Consider the following 18730-nt stretch of genomic DNA (forward strand, 5'->3'; position numbering starts at 1 on the left):
TGGGTAAGCAAAAAAACGATTCTACCCAAGCAATCTCACAAGGGAGAGCTAAATACAGTCTTAGCCAACCCGCCAATAGAACCAAACAACCCAGGCGCCGGTCATAGCTCGACTAAAATTATTAATTAGCCACTAATCTCAAGCACTACAGGGTCTGTACACAACCACTGACAACGGGCTAGACATGCGGGAGTAGCGCAGCCCGATTTGATCTGGTAAGTTCGCCCGCTTGCAGCCGCAGGGCCGGCAGGTGTCGGTGATGTTGCAATCCTGCGCAATGGATTAGAAGAATGAGAGGCGGTCCATTTCATGCCCACACAAACCAAGCAACAGAATAGTCAACTTAGCGGCTTTGAACCCTACGTTGAAAAAAAGGGTGAAGAGTACATGGGCGAGCCCATGCGCAAGCATTTCACCAAGATTCTGAACAAGTGGAAACAGGACTTGATGCAGGAAGTCGACCGCACCGTTGATCATATGAAAGACGAAGCGGCAAACTTTCCTGACCCATCCGATCGCGCAAGCCAGGAAGAAGAATTCAGCCTGGAACTGCGCGCCCGTGATCGCGAGCGCAAGCTGATCAAGAAAATCGACAAGACTCTGCAACTGATCGAAGACGAAGAATACGGCTGGTGCGAATCCTGCGGTGTCGAAATCGGTATCCGTCGACTCGAAGCCCGTCCTACTGCCGACATGTGCGTAGACTGCAAAACCTTGGCTGAAATCAAGGAAAAACAAGTCGGCAAGTAATCGCCGACTTGACCAGATGGGGCGTGCGAACGCCCCATTTTTGTTTCTGGAATTTGGTCACAGAATTCTGTAGCCGCTGCCGCAGGCTGCGATAAGGACCGAAGGGCCTTCAAAACACCAAGGCTGCTACTCGCAGTGGCGCACCATATCCATCGCAGCCTTCGGCAGCGGCTACAGGATTTTTGTCATGACTACTCCCTCCTACATCGGGCGCTTCGCCCCAACGCCCAGCGGCCATCTGCACTTTGGCTCCCTGGTCGCCGCCCTCGCCTCTTATCTCGACGCCCGCGCCGCAGGTGGCCGCTGGCTGCTGCGCATGGAAGACCTCGACCCGCCGCGCGAAATGCCAGGTGCCCAGGCTGCGATTCTGGATGCCCTTGAACGCTATGGCTTTGAGTGGGACGGCGAACTGGTTCTGCAAAGCGAGCGCCACGAAGCCTACGCCCAAGTCCTCAATCGCCTGTTCAGCATGGGCCTGGCTTACGCCTGCACCTGCTCGCGCAAACAGCTTGAAGGCTACAACGGCATTTACCCGGGTTTTTGCCGCAATGCTGGCCACTCGATGGAGAACGCCGCAATACGCATACGGGTTCCGGAACTTGAATACCGCTTTGAAGACCGGGTCCAAGGCTCATTTAGCCAGCATCTGGGCCGCGAGGTGGGCGACTTTGTAATTCGCCGCCGCGACGGGCTCTACGCCTATCAGTTGGCCGTGGTGCTCGATGATGCAGCCCAGGGCGTAACGGATATCGTGCGCGGCGCTGACCTGCTGGACTCCACACCGCGCCAACTCTACTTGCAGGAGCTACTGGGGTTGTCACAACCGCGTTATTTGCATGTGCCCCTGATTGTGCAACCAGATGGCCACAAACTCGGTAAATCGTACCGCTCGCCGCCCCTGACCCCGGAACAGGCTACGCCGCTACTGCTTCGCGCCTTGCGCACTTTGGGTCAGACCACAGACGAACGCTTGAACGACTCCACCCCGCGTGAAGTTCTGGATTGGGGTGTCGCCCACTGGAACGCAGCCAATATCCCACGCACACTCACCCTCGCCGAGGCGCAATTACGCTGACAGCCCTTGCAGGTTGCCAGCCATCCGTTACCATCGCCGCACGTTTTTGGGCATGCGGCCTGTAAAAGTGAGGGCGGGATGTATATCTATCGATTGGTCCTGTTGCTGGTTGTCGGGATCTACCTGTTTTCTCCCGCCATCATGGATTGGTGGATCGATGCGACAGGCGCCTGGTACAGGCCCTATCTGCTCTGGCTGATTCTGATCGTTGTGACCTTTATTCTTCAGAGCCAAAAAGATGCCGATGAGCTTTAGCCTGACCCAGATGATCCTGATCAGCGCCGCCTACCTGGGGGTGCTGTTTGGCGTAGCCTGGATCAGTGAACGCGGCATGATCCCGCGTGCAATCATTCGCCACCCCCTGACCTACACACTGTCGCTGGGCGTTTACGCCAGTGCCTGGGCGTTTTATGGCACCGTGGGCCTGGCTTACGAATACGGCTACGGCTTCCTATCCAGCTACCTCGGTGTTTCCGGGGCTTTCCTGCTGGCGCCAGTGCTGCTTTACCCGATCCTGAAAATCACCCGCACCTACCAGCTCTCATCGCTGGCAGACCTGTTCGCCTTCCGCTTTCGCAGCACCTGGGCCGGTGCGCTGACCACGATTTTCATGCTCATTGGTGTGTTACCGCTGCTGGCCCTGCAAATCCAGGCCGTGGCCGACTCCATCAGCATCCTCACTCGCGAACCGGTGCAACACCGCGTGGCCTTGAGTTTCTGTGCGCTGATTACCCTGTTTACGATTTTCTTCGGCTCACGGCACATCGCCACCCGAGAAAAACACGAAGGGCTGGTATTCGCCATTGCCTTTGAGTCCGTGATCAAGCTGATCGCCATTGGCGGCGTCGGCCTCTACGCGCTTTATGGTGTGTTCGATGGCCCGCAACAGCTGGAAGTGTGGCTGCTGCAAAACCAGACGGCGCTCGCCGCCCTGCACACGCCGCTGCAAGAAGGGCCGTGGCGTACCCTGTTGCTGGTGTTTTTCGCCTCGGCCATCGTGATGCCGCACATGTATCACATGACCTTCACCGAGAACCTCAACCCTCGCGGGCTGGTCAGCGCCAGCTGGGGCCTGCCCCTGTTTCTGCTGTTGATGAGCCTCGCCGTGCCACTGATTCTGTGGGCCGGCCTCAAGCTGGGCGCCACTACCAACCCCGAGTACTTCACCCTCGGTATCGGTATTGCCGCCAACAACAAACCCTTGGCGCTATTGGCTTATGTGGGCGGGCTTTCGGCCTCCAGCGGGCTGATTATCGTCACCACCCTGGCGCTTTCGGGCATGGCCCTGAACCACTTGGTGCTGCCGCTTTATCAGCCACCTGCCGAAGGCAACATCTACCGCTGGCTGAAGTGGACCCGTCGCGCACTGATCGTTGCCATCATCATGGCTGGCTATGGTTTCTACCTGCTGTTGGGCGCCGAACAAGATTTGGCCAACCTCGGCATCGTGGCCTTTGTCGCCACGTTGCAGTTCCTGCCTGGCGTGCTCTCGGTGCTGTACTGGCCGACCGCCAACCGACGCGGCTTTATTGCCGGGTTGCTGGCAGGGATTCTGGTGTGGATGGCCAGTATGCTGTTCCCGCTGATCGGCAACTTCCAGGGCTTTTATATCCCGTGGTTGAACATGATCTACGTGCTGGACGACACCAGTTGGCACATGGCGGCCATTGCGTCCTTGGCGGCCAACGTGCTGATGTTCACCCTGATTTCGCTGTTCACCAACGCCAGCCCTGAAGAGGCAAGCGCCGCCGAAGCTTGCGCAGTCGACAACGTGCGCCGCCCGCAACGCCGCGAGCTGCACGCCGCCTCACCGCAAGAGTTCGCCACCCAGCTGGCCAAACCCCTGGGAGCCAAGGCCGCGCAAAAAGAAGTCGAGCAAGCGCTACGCGACCTGTTCCTGCCATTCGATGAGCGCCGCCCCTATGCCTTGCGCCGCCTGCGCGACCGTATCGAAGCCAACCTCTCCGGCTTGATGGGCCCCAGCGTCGCCCAGGATATGGTCGAGACCTTTTTGCCCTACAAGTCAGGCGGTGAAAACTACGTCACCGAAGACATTCACTTTATCGAAAGCAGGCTTGAGGACTACCACTCGCGCCTCACAGGTCTTGCAGCCGAGCTCGATGCCTTGCGCCGCTACCACCGCCAGACCCTGCAAGAACTGCCCATGGGCGTTTGCTCGCTGGCCAAGGATCAAGAGATCCTGATGTGGAACAAAGCCATGGAAGAGTTGACCGGCATCCCGGCACAGCGCGTGGTGGGTTCGCGCCTGAGTACCCTGGGCGACCCGTGGCGAGAACTGCTGCAAGGTTTTATCGACCTGCCTGACGAACACTTGCACAAGCAGCACCTGGCTCTCGACGGTCAAACCCGTTGGCTCAACCTGCACAAGGCCGCGATTGACGAACCCCTGGCTCCGGGCAACAGCGGTCTGGTGTTGCTGGTCGAAGACCTGACAGAAACCCAGATGCTCGAAGACAAACTGGTGCACTCCGAGCGGCTGGCCAGTATCGGCCGCCTCGCAGCGGGCGTGGCTCACGAAATCGGCAACCCGGTGACCGGCATCGCCTGCCTGGCGCAAAACCTTCGCGAAGAACGCGAGGACGACAGCGAACTGACTGAGATCAGCAGCCAGATTCTTGAGCAGACCAAGCGTATTTCGCGCATCGTGCAGTCCTTGATGAGCTTCGCCCATGCTGGCAGCCATCAGCACAATGACGAGCCCGTCTGTCTGGCCGAAGTGGCCCAGGATGCCATCGGTTTGCTGGCCCTGAACCGACGCAATTTTGAAGTGCAGTTTTACAACCTCTGCGACCCTGACCACTGGATTGATGGTGATCCGCAGCGACTCGCCCAAGTGTTGATCAACCTGCTGTCAAACGCCCGCGATGCCTCGCCTGCGGGGAGTGCAGTCAGGGTCAAGACCGAAGCCAGCGAGCACACTGTCGACCTCATCGTGGAAGACGAAGGCACAGGCATTCCGAAGAACATCATGGACCGATTGTTCGAACCGTTTTTCACCACCAAGGACCCTGGCGAAGGCACCGGTCTGGGCCTTGCACTGGTCTATTCCATCGTTGAAGAGCATTATGGACAAATCACCATCGACAGCCCGGCTGACATTATCAGCCAACGCGGAACCCGTATCCGGGTGACACTACCGCGTCATGTCGAAGCGACGTCCGCTGTGAACTGAGACCGTCGAGAGAACTGAATCAATGCCGCATATTTTGATCGTCGAAGATGAAACCATCATCCGCTCCGCGTTACGCCGCTTACTGGAGCGTAACCAGTACCAGGTCAGCGAGGCTGGCTCGGTGCAAGAAGCTCAGGAGCGTTTCAGCATTCCCTCGTTCGACTTGATTGTCAGCGATCTGCGCCTGCCAGGCGCTCCAGGTACCGAGCTGATCAAGCTTGGCCAAGGCAAGCCGGTGCTGATCATGACCAGCTATGCAAGCCTGCGCTCGGCCGTTGACTCGATGAAAATGGGCGCCGTCGACTACATCGCCAAACCTTTTGATCATGACGAAATGCTGCAAGCGGTAGCGCGCATTCTGCGTGATCGGCAAAACACCCAAAGCGTGCCTGCCGAGCGTCCTGCCAAAGCGGGCATCGCCGACAAAAACACGGTAGATAACAGCAACGGTGAAATTGGCATCATTGGCTCCTGCCCGCCAATGCTGGACATGTACAGCAAGATCCGCAAAGTAGCGCCAACAGACTCCAATGTATTGATCCAGGGTGAGTCAGGGACCGGTAAAGAGCTGGTCGCGCGCGCTCTGCACAACCTGTCCAGACGCGCCAAGGCGCCGATGATTTCGGTGAACTGCGCGGCTATCCCCGAGTCACTGATCGAGTCCGAGCTGTTCGGCCACGAAAAAGGGGCATTTACCGGCGCCAGCGCTGGACGTGCCGGTCTGGTTGAAGCCGCCGATGGTGGCACGCTGTTCCTTGATGAAATCGGCGAACTGCCGCTTGAGGCACAGGCGCGCCTGCTGCGCGTGCTGCAAGAAGGCGAAATACGCCGCGTAGGCTCCGTGCAATCGCAAAAAGTTGACGTGCGCCTGATTGCGGCGACTCACCGCGACCTCAAAAGCCTGGCCAAGGTGGGCCAGTTTCGCGAAGACTTGTACTACCGCCTGCATGTGATCGCACTCAAACTGCCTGCCTTGCGCGAACGTGGCGCCGACGTCAACGAAATCGCCACCGCGTTCCTCGCCCGTCAAAGCGCCCGTGTTGGTCGCACCGACCTGAAATTTGCCCCCGATGCCGAGCGTGCAATCAGCCATTACTCATGGCCGGGTAACGTTCGCGAACTGGAAAACGCAGTCGAGCGTGCAGTGATCCTGTGCGAAAGCCCGGAAATTTCGGCCGAACTGCTGGGTATCGATATTGAACTGAGCGACCTGCAAGACGATGACTTCATCGGCCTGGCCCCGCAGCAGAGCATCGGCAGCGGTAACACCAGCCTTGATCCGACCGAAGACCTGTCACTGGAAGACTACTTCCAGCACTTCGTGCTTGAGCATCAGGACCACATGACCGAGACCGAACTGGCCCGCAAACTGGGGGTCAGCCGCAAGTGTTTGTGGGAGCGGCGCCAGCGCCTGGGGATCCCGCGGCGCAAAACCGGCGTGCCAAGCGAAGGCTAGGTAACACTGCTAAATGTAAAAAAACTGTTACCTCAGTTAAATCACGTAACAAAAGCCGGGTCTTACGGTAACGATGACCCGGCTTTTTTTTGCCCTTGGAAAAGCAAAAAACCTTAAAACCCCTTATTTTGCTGGGCCGCGCAAAAGTTGGCACGCCTCATGCTATATGTATCCGTACAAGAACAATAAGAATCACAGCAGCACATAATAAAAATAAGACGTATCGGCTCACGCATAACAAGAACAACACGGCGGAGGCGCAGCTAACTGATTGTTTTGGAGAGGCGTTGTAAATGGGGCTTGCCCCACGACTAGGCAGAGAACTACAAAAACTGCACTTAAAGCAGAGCCTGAACTAGTTGGATCATTGATCACATCAACACAGCGACCAAAGCAATCCGTTTGCTCTTATCTCCCGATTGGGAGGGTTGCACAGGCCAGACCTTTGTAACCAGGGCGATTAACAAAAACAAAAAGCCCGCAATCAATAATAAAAATAGAGCACGCAACTAATTCCAGGGGAGCTTCGGCTCCCCTTGTGCTTCCTGCGATTTAACAAATCCCCCTACCCCTCTAAGCCGCCCTTCTTAGCGCTTTTTCTGCTTGCAGCTTGCAGCTTCGCTCGCAAGACTGGCTCAGCGTCCTACACCATCCCCTGACTAAATGCTAGAATCCCCGCCCATCATGCGGTCATTCTTCGTTTTGGCCGAACATTCCTTCAAACAGTGCATCCCATGCTGAAGAAGCTGTTCCAGTCACTCCGTTCCCCCAAGCGTCGTACGCAACAACTGCGCAGCACCCCTGAAGTGCTCAACAGCAGCCAACATTCGCTGCAACGTGCCCAGTTCAGCCGCTACGCGGTCAATATCGTCGAACGCCTGCAGAACGCCGGTTACCAGGCTTACCTGGTCGGCGGTTGCGTACGCGACATGCTGCTCAACATCACGCCAAAAGACTTTGACGTCGCCACCAGTGCCACGCCGGAGCAAGTGCGCGCCGAGTTTCGCAATGCGCGAATCATCGGTCGGCGCTTCAAATTGGTGCATATCCACTTTGGCCGCGAAATCATTGAGGTCGCGACCTTCCGTGCCAATCACCCGCAAAACGACGAAGAGGAAGACAGCAACCAGTCCTCTCGTAACGAAAGCGGGCGCATTTTGCGCGACAACGTTTACGGCACCCTTGAAGAAGACGCACAGCGTCGTGACTTCACGATCAATGCCCTGTATTACGATCCGGTCAGCGAGCGCATCCTCGATTACGCCAACGGCGTACACGACATTCGCAACCGCTTGCTGCGCCTGATTGGCGATCCGCAACAGCGCTACCAGGAAGACCCGGTGCGTATGCTGCGCGCAGTGCGTTTTGCCGCCAAACTCAACTTTGGCATCGAAAAACACACCGCGGCACCGATTCGTGAATTGGCTCCAATGCTGCGCGAGATCCCGTCTGCACGGCTGTTCGAAGAAGTACTCAAGCTGTTCCTCTCGGGTAACGCTTCAGATACCTTTGAAATGCTGGTCGACCTCGAATTGTTCGATCCTCTGTTCCCGGCCAGCGCCGAAGCACTGGAACACAATCCGACGTACACCCACACCCTGATCAGCGAAGCCTTGCGCAACACTGATCTGCGAATCAAACAGGGCAAACCGGTGACCCCGGCCTTCCTGTTTGCCGCCTTGCTCTGGCCTGCCCTGCCAGCCCGCGTCATGTATTTGCAGGACCGCGGTATGCCAGCGATCCCTGCCATGCAGGAAGCTGCGCACGAGCTGATCAGCGAGCAATGCCAGCGGATTGCTATTCCCAAACGTTTCACGATGCCGATTCGCGAGATCTGGGACATGCAGGAACGCCTGCCGCGCCGCAGTGGCAAACGTGCCGACATGCTGCTCGACAACCCGCGTTTCCGTGCCGGCTATGACTTCTTGCTGTTGCGTGAAAGCGCAGGTGAAGAAACCAACGGCCTGGGCCAATGGTGGACTGACTATCAGGACGCCAATGACAGCGGTCGCCGCGACATGATTCGCGACTTGAGCAATGCCAAGGAAGATGGCACCGGACCAGCACCGCGCAAGCGTCGCCGTACCAGCGGTGCCAAGCGCAAACGTAGCGCCGCCGCGGACGAATAAGCGATGGAACGTATCTACATTGGAATGGGCAGCAATCTGGCTGACCCTGCAGATCAATTGCGCAGTGCTGTCCAGGCACTGGCGCAATTACCTGACTCCCGATTCGTCGGGGTTTCAGCGTTCTATCAAAGCGATTCGCTACTGCCCGGCCAACCGCGTTACACCAATGCCGTGGCTGCCATCGACAGCACCCTGGCGCCGTTGGACCTGCTGGACGCTCTGCAAGCCATCGAACTTGACCAAGGTCGCGAGCGCCACGAGCGCTGGGGCCCGCGTACGCTGGATTTGGACATCCTGCTGTTCGGCGATCGCCTGATCGACGAACCCCGCCTCAAGGTCCCGCACTACCACATGCACGCCCGCCCTTTTGTGCTGTACCCACTGGCCGAACTGGCGCCAGCATCGCTGCAACTCGCCGATGGCCGCACACTGTCGCAATTGCTCGCCGACTGCCCTTTCATCGGGCTCGAGCGCATCGCGCCTTAAAGCTGAATCGAATCAATACCCGGGTAACACCTCTGCGGTAACACCCGGAATTGACTTCCTGTGAGCTCGTCACGACTATAGGCATCCCGCAGCCATCCACTGGATGGCGCAATGTGAAAAGCAGGCTTTATAAGCACCCTCCAGAAAGGTGTGCCTGTTCATAACGATGAATCACACGCGTTACTTGCAGTGGTTATCACACTGCCTGACGAGGATCCTTTTCATGCCAGCTATTACCCTGACCACCCTGCAAAGCCTTAAGCAAAAAGGTGAAAAAATCACCATGCTGACGTGCTATGACGCCACCTTTGCCCACGCCTGCAATCAGGCCGGTGTTGAAGTGTTACTGGTAGGCGACTCCCTGGGCATGGTTCTACAAGGGCATGACAGCACATTGCCTGTTACGACCACGGACATGGCTTACCACGTAGCCTGCGTAAAGCGCGGCAACCAGGACGCCCTGATTCTCGCGGACATGGCCTTTATGGCTAACGCGACACTCGAACAAGCCTTGAACAACAGCGCCCTGCTGATGAAAGCTGGCGCACATATGGTCAAAGTCGAAGGCGCCGTGTGGCTCGCGGAATCGATTCGCGCCATGACCGAACGCGGTATTCCCGTGTGCGCGCACATGGGCTTGACCCCGCAGACAGTCAACGTGCTCGGCGGCTACAAGGTGCAAGGCCGCAACGAAAATCAGGCCCGCCAAATGCGCGCCGATGCCATTGCACTTGAGCAGGCAGGCGCAGCCATGCTGCTGCTTGAATGCGTGCCAAGCGAACTGGCGGCAGAAATCACCCACGCGGTCAAAATTCCGGTAATCGGCATTGGCGCTGGCAGCGACACCGACGGTCAGGTCCTGGTGCTGCACGACATGCTTGGTCTTTCACTGACCGGTCGCGTGCCCAAGTTCGTGAAAAACTTCATGACCGGCCAGCCTGACATCCAGTCCGCCCTCAGCGCCTACGTGTCTGAAGTCAAAGCCGTCAGCTTCCCTGGCACCGAACATGGATTCAGCGCATGAACACAGTAAAAACCGTTCGCGAACTGCGCGCAGCTGTCGCCCGCGCACGCCGCGAAGGCAAACAGATCGCCCTGGTTCCGACCATGGGTAATCTGCACAGCGGCCACGCGGCCCTGGTGACAACCGCCGCGCAGCAGGCTGATTTTGTAGTAGCGAGCATTTTTGTGAACCCGCTGCAATTTGGTGCCAACGAAGACCTCGACACCTACCCGCGCACCCTGGCAGCCGATCAGGAAAAGCTCCTGCAGGCGGGCTGCCATTTGTTGTTCGCCCCGACCGTCGCAGAGATGTACCCCAACGGCATGGACGGCCTGACCCGTGTCACCGCTGCCACGCTGAGCAATGAGCTGTGCGGCAGTCGCCGCCCGGGGCATTTCGATGGCGTGACCACCGTGGTCAGCAAGCTGTTCAATATGGTTCAGCCGGATCTGGCTATCTTCGGGCAAAAAGACTACCAACAGTTGGCAGTCATTCGCGCAATGGTCAACGACCTCAACTTTCCAATCCAGATCATCAGCGAACCCACCGTACGCGCCGACGACGGCCTGGCGCTGTCTTCGCGCAACGGTTACCTGACCCCAGAACAACGAGCCCTGGCGCCAGCGCTGTACCGTCACCTGAGCGAGATGGCACACGCCATTGAAGCCGGTGAGCGCGATTACGCGACGCTGGTGAACCAACATCTGGCGCAAATCGAAGCCATTGGTTTTCGCCCCGACTACCTGGAAGTCCGCCACGCACAGACTTTACTTCCAGCCCAGACCACTGATCGTGACCTGGTAATTTTGGTCGCGGCTTTTCTGGGGGCCACCCGTTTAATCGACAACGTACACTTAAACCTCGACAGCGCGCTCTGACAGAGCCGACTGTGCGGACCCGCGGAATGACCCGCACCCAATAAAAAACACTGAAACGTTTCAGCTCGTGTGACATAGCGGTGACAAAAGTTACCGATTGTTGTCAGACAAAGCCAAGACAGAAGCAGGCGAGAGAGTTACTGTAATCGCCCTGCTTCTAGCTGACGTGCAGAATCAGACCGACCGAGCACCTCGATAATAAAAAGGTGCAGGCGTTTTCAGTGTCCAAAGGCAGTTCAAGCAAAAAGGATATCCGCAGCGATGGCGTACTACCGCACCCCTCATGACGTTACCGCTCTGCCCGCTTGGCAAGCGTTGAAACTACACCGCACCGGCATGCAAAATTTCAGCATGCGCGACGCGTTTAATAGCAACCCCAAACGTTTTGAAGAATTCACCCTGAGCAGCTGCGGGCTGTTTCTGGACTACTCGAAAAACCTGATCGACAACGAGACCCGCGATCTGCTGGTCAACCTCGCCAATGAGGCTGACCTCAAAGGTGCGATCAAATCGTTGTTCGGCGGTGAAATCGTCAACGCCTCTGAAGGCCGCCCAGCCTTGCACACCGCGCTACGCCGCCCGGTTGCCGACAAGCTGTCGGTGAGCGGCGTGAATATCATGCCCGAGGTGCATAAAGTCCTGAACCAGATGACCGAGCTGGTCGGCCGGATTCACGACGGCCTGTGGCGCGGTTACACCGAAAAGCCGATCACCGACATCGTCAACATCGGCATTGGTGGCTCCTTCCTTGGCCCTGAGCTGGTGTCTGAAGCTCTGCTGTCCTACGCCCAGAAAGGCGTGCGCTGCCATTACCTGGCGAACATCGATGGCAGTGAGTTCCATGAACTGACCGCAAAACTGCGCGCAGAAACCACGCTGTTCATCGTTTCGTCAAAATCCTTCAACACCCTCGAAACCTTGAAAAACGCTCAGGCGGCACGGGCCTGGTACTTGGCCCAAGGCGGATCGGAAGCCGAACTGCATCGCCACTTTATCGCTGTGTCGAGCAACAACGCGGCGGCCGTAGCATTCGGTATTCGTGAAGAAAACATCTTCCCGATGTGGGACTGGGTCGGTGGGCGTTACTCGCTGTGGTCGGCCATTGGCTTGCCAATTGCGCTGGCAATCGGCATGTCCAACTTCAAAGAGCTGCTGTCCGGTGCCTACAGCATGGACCAGCACTTCCAGACCGCACCGTTCGAGCAGAACATGCCGGTGCTGATGGCCTTGCTGGGTGTGTGGTATGGCAACTTCTGGGGCTCGCAAAGCCACGCGATCCTGCCGTACGACCACTACCTGCGCAACATCACCAAGCACTTGCAACAACTGGATATGGAATCCAACGGCAAGAGCGTGCGCCAGGACGGCACCCCGGTGTCCACCGACACTGGTCCGGTGATCTGGGGTGGTGTGGGCTGTAACGGCCAGCACGCCTATCACCAGTTGCTGCATCAAGGCACACAGCTGATCCCGGCCGACTTTATCGTGCCGATTGTCAGCTTCAACCCGGTCTCCGATCACCACCAGTGGCTGTATGCCAACTGCCTGTCGCAAAGCCAGGCCCTGATGCTGGGTAAAACCCGCGAAGAGGCCGAGGCCGAGCTGCGCGACAAAGGCATGAGCGAAGAAGAAGTGCAAAAACTGGCACCGCACAAGGTGATCCCGGGCAACCGTCCGAGCAATACCTTGGTGGTTGAACGCATCAGCCCGCGTCGTCTGGGTGCACTGGTTGCGCTCTACGAGCACAAGGTTTTTGTGCAAAGCGTGATCTGGGGCATCAACGCCTTCGACCAATGGGGCGTTGAGCTGGGCAAAGAGCTGGGCAAGGGTGTTTACAACCGCTTGACCGGCAGCATCGAAGAGCCAGCCGATGATGCTTCGACCCAAGGTCTGATCAACTACTTCCGCGGTCGTCATCGCGGTTGATTGATAGCCGGCCAGTCCCTCGACTGGCCGGCACAATCGAGGCTCCATGGATTTCATCCGCATTCCCATCGAACGCCAGATCATGAGCCTGACCGGGCTTTCACTCGGCCAGCTCGACCTCGAAAACCCCAAGGGCGACCCCGGCCTGTTTGGCCCGGATTCCATCAGTTGGCAGGTGCATGGTGATTTCACCAGCATGCTGATTGGCGGCATCAGCGCCTTGATGCTGCAAGCCTTGCACCCACTGGCCCTGGCCGGGGTGTGGGACCACTCCAATTTCCGTCAAGACATGCTGGGTCGGCTACGCCGCACCGGGCAGTTCATTTCTGGCACTACCTTCGGCGCTACTGGCGATGCCAACTGGCTGATCGACAAAGTGCGTACCATCCATTTGCAAGTCACCGGCACCGCCCTCGACGGCCGCCCATATGCCGCCAGCGATCCCGAGTTGCTGACCTGGGTGCATGTGGCTGAAGTCAGCAACTTCCTCGCCGCCCACCTGCGCTATCGCAACCCGCATTTGTCCGGCGCAGATCAGGACCGTTACTACGACGAAATAGCCATGATCGCTGAACGCCTGGGAGCTACAAATGTCCCGCGTTCACGCCAGCAAATCGCCGACTACCTCGAAGGCATCCGCCCACAATTACTCTGTGATGAACGTAGTCATGAAGTGATTCGCCTGTTGCTCAACGCCCCCTCCCCCAGCCTGCTGGCCAAGCCTTTTGGCGCACTGATGATGAAGGCCGGGATTGATTTGCTACCGGACTGGGCCAGCGATCAGTTGGGGCTGCAGCAACGCCCGCTGGTTCGCAAACTGGTGCGGGCGCAAGTCAGCAGCACCGCGCCGATCCTGCGCTGGGCCGTACGCAATGGTTCAGTACAACGGGCGCGGCGGCGCATGGGGCTTGGCTGAAACCGGGTCGCGGCCATCGCGGGCAAGCCCCCACAGGTTCAAGACCTCCCTGCCCCCGCTTCTGTTAAACTGCCGCGCCTTATCCATTCCCCAAGGCGCATCGCATGTCTTCCTTGAATCAGGCGCTGCGCGCCGCCCTCGATAACCGTCATCAATTGCTGGCCGAGTTGCATACTCAGGGCACTGACTGCTATCGCCTGTTTCACGGCAGCCAGGAGGGCGCTGGCGGCCTGACCATCGACCGTTACGGCCCACAGCTACTGGTGCAAAGTTTCCATCAGCGCCTTGAGCGCGATGATCTGCTGCAACTGCACGAAGCCATCAATCGTCACTTGGGCCTAGACCTGATGCTGGTCTACAACGACCGCTCCCAAGGCAATTCACGTATTGATCGCGAAGACACCGTATACCGCGCCGATGAAGCGGCACTGGCAGACACGGTCGGTCACGAGTGGGGCCTGAAATACCGTGTACGCGGGCGCCATGCTGGACAAGATCCGTTGCTGTTTCTCGACCTGCGCAATGCTCGCGGCTGGGTCAAGCAACACAGCGCCGGTAAAAGCGTACTCAACCTGTTTTCCTACACCTGCGGCGTCGGCCTGAGTGCTGCGGCAGGGGGCGCCAGTGAAGTTTGCAACCTGGATTTCGCTGAAGGCAATCTGGCGGTGGGCCGCGAAAACGGCCTGCTGAACCCGCAATTACCGAAAATGAAATTCGTACAGTCGGACTATTTTGCGGCCATCCGCCAATTGGCAGGTTTGCCGATTATTCAGCGCCGCCACAAGCTGCCTGCCTACCCGCGCATGGATCAGCGTGAGTATGATCTGGTGTTGCTCGATCCGCCTGCATGGGCCAAGAGCGCGTTTGGTACGGTCGATCTGCTGCGCGACTATCAAAGCCTGCTCAAGCCCGCAGTGCTGACCACCGCGCCAGACGGCGTGCTGATCTGCTGCAATAACCTGGCGAAAGTCAGCATGGACGACTGGCGCGAACAGGTTTTGCGTTGCGCCGAGAAAGCAGGCCGCCCGGTTCGCGATTGGCAGGTATTGCCCCCCGCCAGTGACTTCCCGTCCCTGGATCAGCAGCCACCGCTGAAAACCTTGATCCTTCAATTTTAAAAACGTGCTGTGTTTATGGCGCTCGTCTCGGAACCAGAAACGCGTGCCATACTCCAAGGCACTCCCGACTGCTATAGACGACGCCCCACATGCTCAAAGGATTGATCCGCGCCCTCGGCGCCGTGCTGATTGCTATCGCACTTTACAGCGTGCTTGGCTTCCTGATTTTGCCGGGCGTTGGCCTGCGCATCATCAACCAGCAACTGGCCAACTACGCCACGGTACCCGCCAAACTTGACCGGCTGGAGTTCAACCCGTTCAGCCTGGAGCTGACTTTGTGGGGGCTGAAAGTTGGCGAACCGGGCAAGGAGCAAGTCGGGTTTGACCGTTTGTATGCCAATTTGCAAGCAGACAGCCTGTGGACAAAAGCCTTGCACCTGGCGGATGTTCAGCTGGACAAGCCCAAGACCGAGCTGCTGTTCAACAAGGACGGTACGCTCAATCTGACTCAGCTGTTCAAGCTTCCGGCCAGTGAGCCCACCCCGAGCGATCCCGACAGCAAGCCTTTCCCGGTACGTCTGGACAACATCAAACTGGCGGGGGGCTACCTGCACTTCACCGATATGCGTCCCAGCGAGCCTATCGAATTTCTGTACGACTCGATGGACCTTGAGCTAAAAAACCTCAGCACCTTGCCCGATGACAACGCCGACATGACCCTGGTGGCTGCTGGTCCGGCAGGCGGGCGGATTGACTGGAGCGGTACGCTGAGCCTGGTGCCCATCACCTCTACCGGCAAACTGAAAGTCACCGATGCCAAGATGAAAGTCTGGTGGCCCTATGTACGTGATGCGCTGCCACTGGTACTCGAAGACGGGGTGCTGAACTTCAGCACCGATTACACCCTGAACCTGTCCAAAGAAACCGAGATGGTGCTGAGCAACGCCTCAGCCAGCATCGCACCCTTTAAAATCAATGCCCCTGACGGACGCCCTTTGGCACGTCTGGAACGGTTGGATATCAGCGACACCACTGTAGATCTGGCCAAGCAGCAAGTCGTCGTCGGCAAGATCAACAGCCAGAATCTCGAAACCTGGGCCGCTCGCGAGAAAGACGGCCAACTGGACTGGCAGAAGCTGTTTGCCAGCCAACCCGAAAAGGTCCCGCACAAAACGGATGACGAGGTGACAGTTGCAGCGCCAAAGCCTGCCCCCGTTGCACCGAGCAAGCCATGGCAAGTGCTGCTCAAGGACGTTGAGCTGCGCGACTATCGGGTACACCTCGCCGACAAGGAGCCTAAAACCCCAGTGGCGCTGGATATTGGCCCGCTCAACCTGAACCTGAAAAACTTCGACAGCCTGAACCGCTCACCCTTCACTCTCAACCTCGACACGGGTGTGGGCAAGCAAGGCAAGCTCACCGCCAGCGGCGACGTCAACCTGAGCCCGGTAAGTGCCAGGCTCAAGGTCACAACCAAGGATATCGACTTGCGTGTAGCGCAGGCCTATATCGACCCGTTTATTCGCCTTGAGCTACGCAGCGGCATGCTCGGCAGCGACCTCGCGGTCGATCTTAAAAGTACCGAGCCGCTGGCCTTTACCGTGGCTGGGCGTGCTCAGGTCGATCAACTGCACACACTGGACACACTGAAAAACCGCGACTTCCTCAAATGGCAAAAGCTGGTACTGGAAGACGTTAAGTACCAGCACGGTGAAAGCCTGTCGATTACCCGGGTCAACTTCGAAAAACCCTATGTGCGCTTCATGATCAACGACGATCGCACTACTAACGTCGATGACCTGCTGATCCCGCAACCCGCTGGCAGCGGTGCCAAACCGGCTGCCAGCAAGAGCAAACCACTGGGCATCCATGTGGGTGGCATCGCGATCAATGACGGTTCGGCCAACTTTGCCGACTTCAGCCTGACCCCGAACTTCCAGACCGCGGTTCAACAACTCAACGGCCAGATCGGTACCATTGACAGTCGTCAGGCCAAACCGGCGAGTGTGAATATCGCAGGCAAGGTCGACCGTTACGCCCCTGTCACCATCAAAGGTAGCGTCAATCCCTTTGACCCGATGGCTAGCCTCGATATCGCCACCAGTTTCAAGCGTGTCGAACTGACAACCCTGACGCCTTACTCCGGCAAATTTGCTGGCTACCGTATCCGCAAGGGCCGTCTGAACCTCGACCTGCATTACTTGATCACCCAAGGTCAGCTCAAGGCTGAAAACAAAGTAGTGATCGAGCAATTGCAACTGGGTGAGAAAGTCGACAGCCCGGACGCCGTCAACTTGCCACTTAAATTGGCGATTGCGTTGCTCAAGGACAGCGACGGCAGGATATCCATTGAACTGCCGGTGACTGGTGACCTGAACAACCCGCAGTTCAGCGTGATGCCAATTGTATGGCAAACCCTGCGCAACCTGGTGGTACGCGCGGCACAGGCACCCTTCAAGTTCATTGGCGGGCTGATCACCGGCGGTGGCTCCGAGGACCTGGGTACAGTGTCATTCGCGCCAGGATCAAGCGAGCTGAGCCCTGAGGCACAAAAAGCGCTCACTACTCTGGCCGATGCATTGAAACAACGCCCGGCCTTGCGCCTTGAAATTGAAGGCACGGCCGCACAAAGCAGCGATGGGCCGCATATCGCTCAAGATCGTCTTGAGCGCGAGTACCAATACAACTACTACAAGATTCTCCAGCGCCGTGGCGACAAGGTGCCTGCCCAGGCATCGCTGCTCAAGGTGCCGGATGAAGAGAAGGGGCCGTTACTCGAAGGTATTTACCGCACCCGCCTCAAACAACAGCCACCTGCCGAATGGGCTGACCTGAGCCGTGATGAACGGGCCGCCAAAATGAGCGCCGCTCTGGTCGAGTTCTGGAGCAAAAGCGAAGTACTGCTGCGCCAACTGGGCCAGGACCGCGCAAGCAGCATCAAGGACTTCCTGGTCGATCAAGGCCAGTTGGCTGATGACCGCGTGTACTTTATCGATGCCACCCTGGGCGAAGCCGAAAGCGATGGCAGGGTAATCTCGCCGCTGCATCTGGATAGCGAATAAACCAGAACCCCGCACCTGTGTGGCTGCTGCGCAAGGAACGAGGCTTATGGTTTTACGACTGCTGCGCAGCCGGACACTGCCTCGTTCCTCCGGCAGCGGCTACAAAGATTTTCGTACCCTCCGCCCAAATAGAACAGCCCCCGACGCAGAGCGCCGAGGGCTGTAATGGCCACATCCGTATGGCCGTCGCATGAACCTTGTTTCAAAGCCTGCAGGCGTACTGCTTAAATGACCTGCTGCAGCTTTGCTTCCCCCGGTTCTACGAGCAAGAGTGGGTTATTCAGCTTTTAAGCCATCAGCCGAGACAGCTTTAACGCCTTTGATTTTCTTGGTAATGGCAACTGCGATCTCTTTTTGCGCCTCAGTCACTGGCACCATGGAAGAAAGGGAAACAACACCTTTGTTCGTCTCAACCTTGATATCAGTACCCGGAATGCCTTTTTCGGTAACCAGGTCAGCTTTCACTTTGGTTGTGATCCAGGTATCAGAAGTGGCTTCCTTGGCTTTGGTTACTTCGCCAGCAGCCACGACCATCGGGGCTTGGGTGGTCGCTTGAGCAGCAAATGCGGCGTTGGCCATAGTCAGGGTCAGAGCGGTGGCAGTTGCGGCAGCGATAGCGAACTTCTTCATACGAGTAACTCCTGTCTTCTTCAAAATCTGCGCCGTCTTCCAGCTGCAGGGTTATCTGTACTGTTGCAGGGCCTGTGCCAACTTTAAATTTAAAATAAATCCTTATAAATCAATAAGTTACAATTATTCAATAATCTGTATGTCGTGCAAAATGCATGACACCCCGCA

General features: G+C 57.6%; 14 protein-coding genes. 13 read left to right on the top strand and 1 reads right to left on the bottom strand.

Annotated features, from left to right (window positions below; all coding sequences use genetic code 11):
* Positions 1-309: 309 nt before the first annotated feature.
* The 13 genes from dksA to U5A05_RS20710 all read left to right on the top strand — a co-directional run bounded on the left by dksA (position 310) and on the right by U5A05_RS20710 (position 17932).
* Positions 310-750 carry an RNA polymerase-binding protein DksA gene (gene dksA / locus U5A05_RS20650; RefSeq protein ID WP_261739716.1) on the top strand — a complete coding sequence of 147 codons (441 nt, stop codon included), beginning with the start codon at positions 310-312 and terminating at the stop codon, positions 748-750.
* Positions 751-937: 187 nt separating this feature from the next.
* Positions 938-1825: a tRNA glutamyl-Q(34) synthetase GluQRS gene (gluQRS, locus tag U5A05_RS20655; protein ID WP_261739717.1), complete on the top strand. Its 888-nt coding sequence runs from the start codon at positions 938-940 to the stop codon at positions 1823-1825.
* A gap of 78 nt (positions 1826-1903) precedes the next feature.
* Positions 1904-2080, top strand: coding sequence for a hypothetical protein (locus U5A05_RS20660; protein WP_003176118.1), 177 nt, complete (start codon positions 1904-1906; stop codon positions 2078-2080).
* Positions 2064-5018 carry a sensor histidine kinase gene (locus U5A05_RS20665; protein ID WP_261739718.1) on the top strand — a complete coding sequence of 985 codons (2955 nt, stop codon included), beginning with the start codon at positions 2064-2066 and terminating at the stop codon, positions 5016-5018. Before U5A05_RS20660 ends, U5A05_RS20665 begins: the two co-directional genes overlap by 17 nt.
* A gap of 22 nt (positions 5019-5040) precedes the next feature.
* Positions 5041-6474 carry a sigma-54-dependent transcriptional regulator gene (locus U5A05_RS20670; RefSeq protein WP_261739719.1) on the top strand — a complete coding sequence of 478 codons (1434 nt, stop codon included), beginning with the start codon at positions 5041-5043 and terminating at the stop codon, positions 6472-6474.
* Positions 6475-7208: 734 nt separating this feature from the next.
* Positions 7209-8603, top strand: a complete 1395-nt coding sequence (locus U5A05_RS20675) for a polynucleotide adenylyltransferase PcnB (RefSeq protein ID WP_261739720.1) — start codon at positions 7209-7211, stop codon at positions 8601-8603.
* 3 nt (positions 8604-8606) lie between these two features.
* Entirely contained in the window at positions 8607-9089 is a 483-nt protein-coding gene (gene folK, locus U5A05_RS20680; protein WP_321834566.1) for a 2-amino-4-hydroxy-6-hydroxymethyldihydropteridine diphosphokinase, read from the top strand.
* Positions 9090-9312: 223 nt separating this feature from the next.
* Positions 9313-10113, top strand: a complete 801-nt coding sequence (panB, locus tag U5A05_RS20685) for a 3-methyl-2-oxobutanoate hydroxymethyltransferase (RefSeq protein ID WP_261739722.1) — start codon at positions 9313-9315, stop codon at positions 10111-10113.
* Positions 10110-10970: a pantoate--beta-alanine ligase gene (gene panC, locus U5A05_RS20690; protein WP_321834568.1), complete on the top strand. Its 861-nt coding sequence runs from the start codon at positions 10110-10112 to the stop codon at positions 10968-10970. The genes panB and panC overlap by 4 nt, the downstream gene beginning before the upstream one ends.
* Before the next feature lie 261 nt (positions 10971-11231).
* On the top strand, positions 11232-12896 hold the full coding sequence (pgi, locus tag U5A05_RS20695; RefSeq protein WP_321834569.1) for a glucose-6-phosphate isomerase: 1665 nt from the start codon (positions 11232-11234) through the stop codon (positions 12894-12896).
* A gap of 46 nt (positions 12897-12942) precedes the next feature.
* The gene (locus U5A05_RS20700; protein WP_321834571.1) at positions 12943-13812 is read left to right on the top strand and encodes an oxygenase MpaB family protein; all 870 of its coding nucleotides are present in this window, start codon (positions 12943-12945) and stop codon (positions 13810-13812) included.
* Positions 13813-13916: 104 nt separating this feature from the next.
* Positions 13917-14930, top strand: coding sequence for a class I SAM-dependent rRNA methyltransferase (locus tag U5A05_RS20705; protein WP_261739726.1), 1014 nt, complete (start codon positions 13917-13919; stop codon positions 14928-14930).
* Between the two features lie 89 nt (positions 14931-15019).
* The gene (locus U5A05_RS20710) at positions 15020-17932 is read left to right on the top strand and encodes a DUF748 domain-containing protein (RefSeq protein WP_321834572.1); all 2913 of its coding nucleotides are present in this window, start codon (positions 15020-15022) and stop codon (positions 17930-17932) included.
* 276 nt (positions 17933-18208) lie between these two features.
* Here U5A05_RS20710 and U5A05_RS20715 read toward each other — a convergent pair whose 3' ends face one another.
* On the bottom strand, positions 18209-18562 hold the full coding sequence (locus U5A05_RS20715; RefSeq protein ID WP_095002557.1) for a BON domain-containing protein: 354 nt from the start codon (positions 18560-18562) through the stop codon (positions 18209-18211).
* Positions 18563-18730: the final 168 nt, after the last annotated feature.

The sequence above is a fragment of the Pseudomonas kulmbachensis genome, assembly GCF_963681935.1.
Lineage (GTDB): Bacteria > Pseudomonadota > Gammaproteobacteria > Pseudomonadales > Pseudomonadaceae > Aquipseudomonas > Aquipseudomonas kulmbachensis.

Coding starts and splice junctions, on each gene's coding strand:
- U5A05_RS20710 (WP_321834572.1), top strand. CDS start 15,020: ATGCTCAAAGGATTGATCCGCGCCCTCGGCGCCGTGCTGATTGCTATC.
- U5A05_RS20660 (WP_003176118.1), top strand. CDS start 1,904: ATGTATATCTATCGATTGGTCCTGTTGCTGGTTGTCGGGATCTACCTG.
- panC (WP_321834568.1), top strand. CDS start 10,110: ATGAACACAGTAAAAACCGTTCGCGAACTGCGCGCAGCTGTCGCCCGC.
- panB (WP_261739722.1), top strand. CDS start 9,313: ATGCCAGCTATTACCCTGACCACCCTGCAAAGCCTTAAGCAAAAAGGT.
- pgi (WP_321834569.1), top strand. CDS start 11,232: ATGGCGTACTACCGCACCCCTCATGACGTTACCGCTCTGCCCGCTTGG.
- dksA (WP_261739716.1), top strand. CDS start 310: ATGCCCACACAAACCAAGCAACAGAATAGTCAACTTAGCGGCTTTGAA.
- gluQRS (WP_261739717.1), top strand. CDS start 938: ATGACTACTCCCTCCTACATCGGGCGCTTCGCCCCAACGCCCAGCGGC.
- U5A05_RS20670 (WP_261739719.1), top strand. CDS start 5,041: ATGCCGCATATTTTGATCGTCGAAGATGAAACCATCATCCGCTCCGCG.
- folK (WP_321834566.1), top strand. CDS start 8,607: ATGGAACGTATCTACATTGGAATGGGCAGCAATCTGGCTGACCCTGCA.
- U5A05_RS20715 (WP_095002557.1), bottom strand. CDS start 18,562: ATGAAGAAGTTCGCTATCGCTGCCGCAACTGCCACCGCTCTGACCCTG.
- U5A05_RS20675 (WP_261739720.1), top strand. CDS start 7,209: ATGCTGAAGAAGCTGTTCCAGTCACTCCGTTCCCCCAAGCGTCGTACG.
- U5A05_RS20705 (WP_261739726.1), top strand. CDS start 13,917: ATGTCTTCCTTGAATCAGGCGCTGCGCGCCGCCCTCGATAACCGTCAT.
- U5A05_RS20665 (WP_261739718.1), top strand. CDS start 2,064: ATGCCGATGAGCTTTAGCCTGACCCAGATGATCCTGATCAGCGCCGCC.
- U5A05_RS20700 (WP_321834571.1), top strand. CDS start 12,943: ATGGATTTCATCCGCATTCCCATCGAACGCCAGATCATGAGCCTGACC.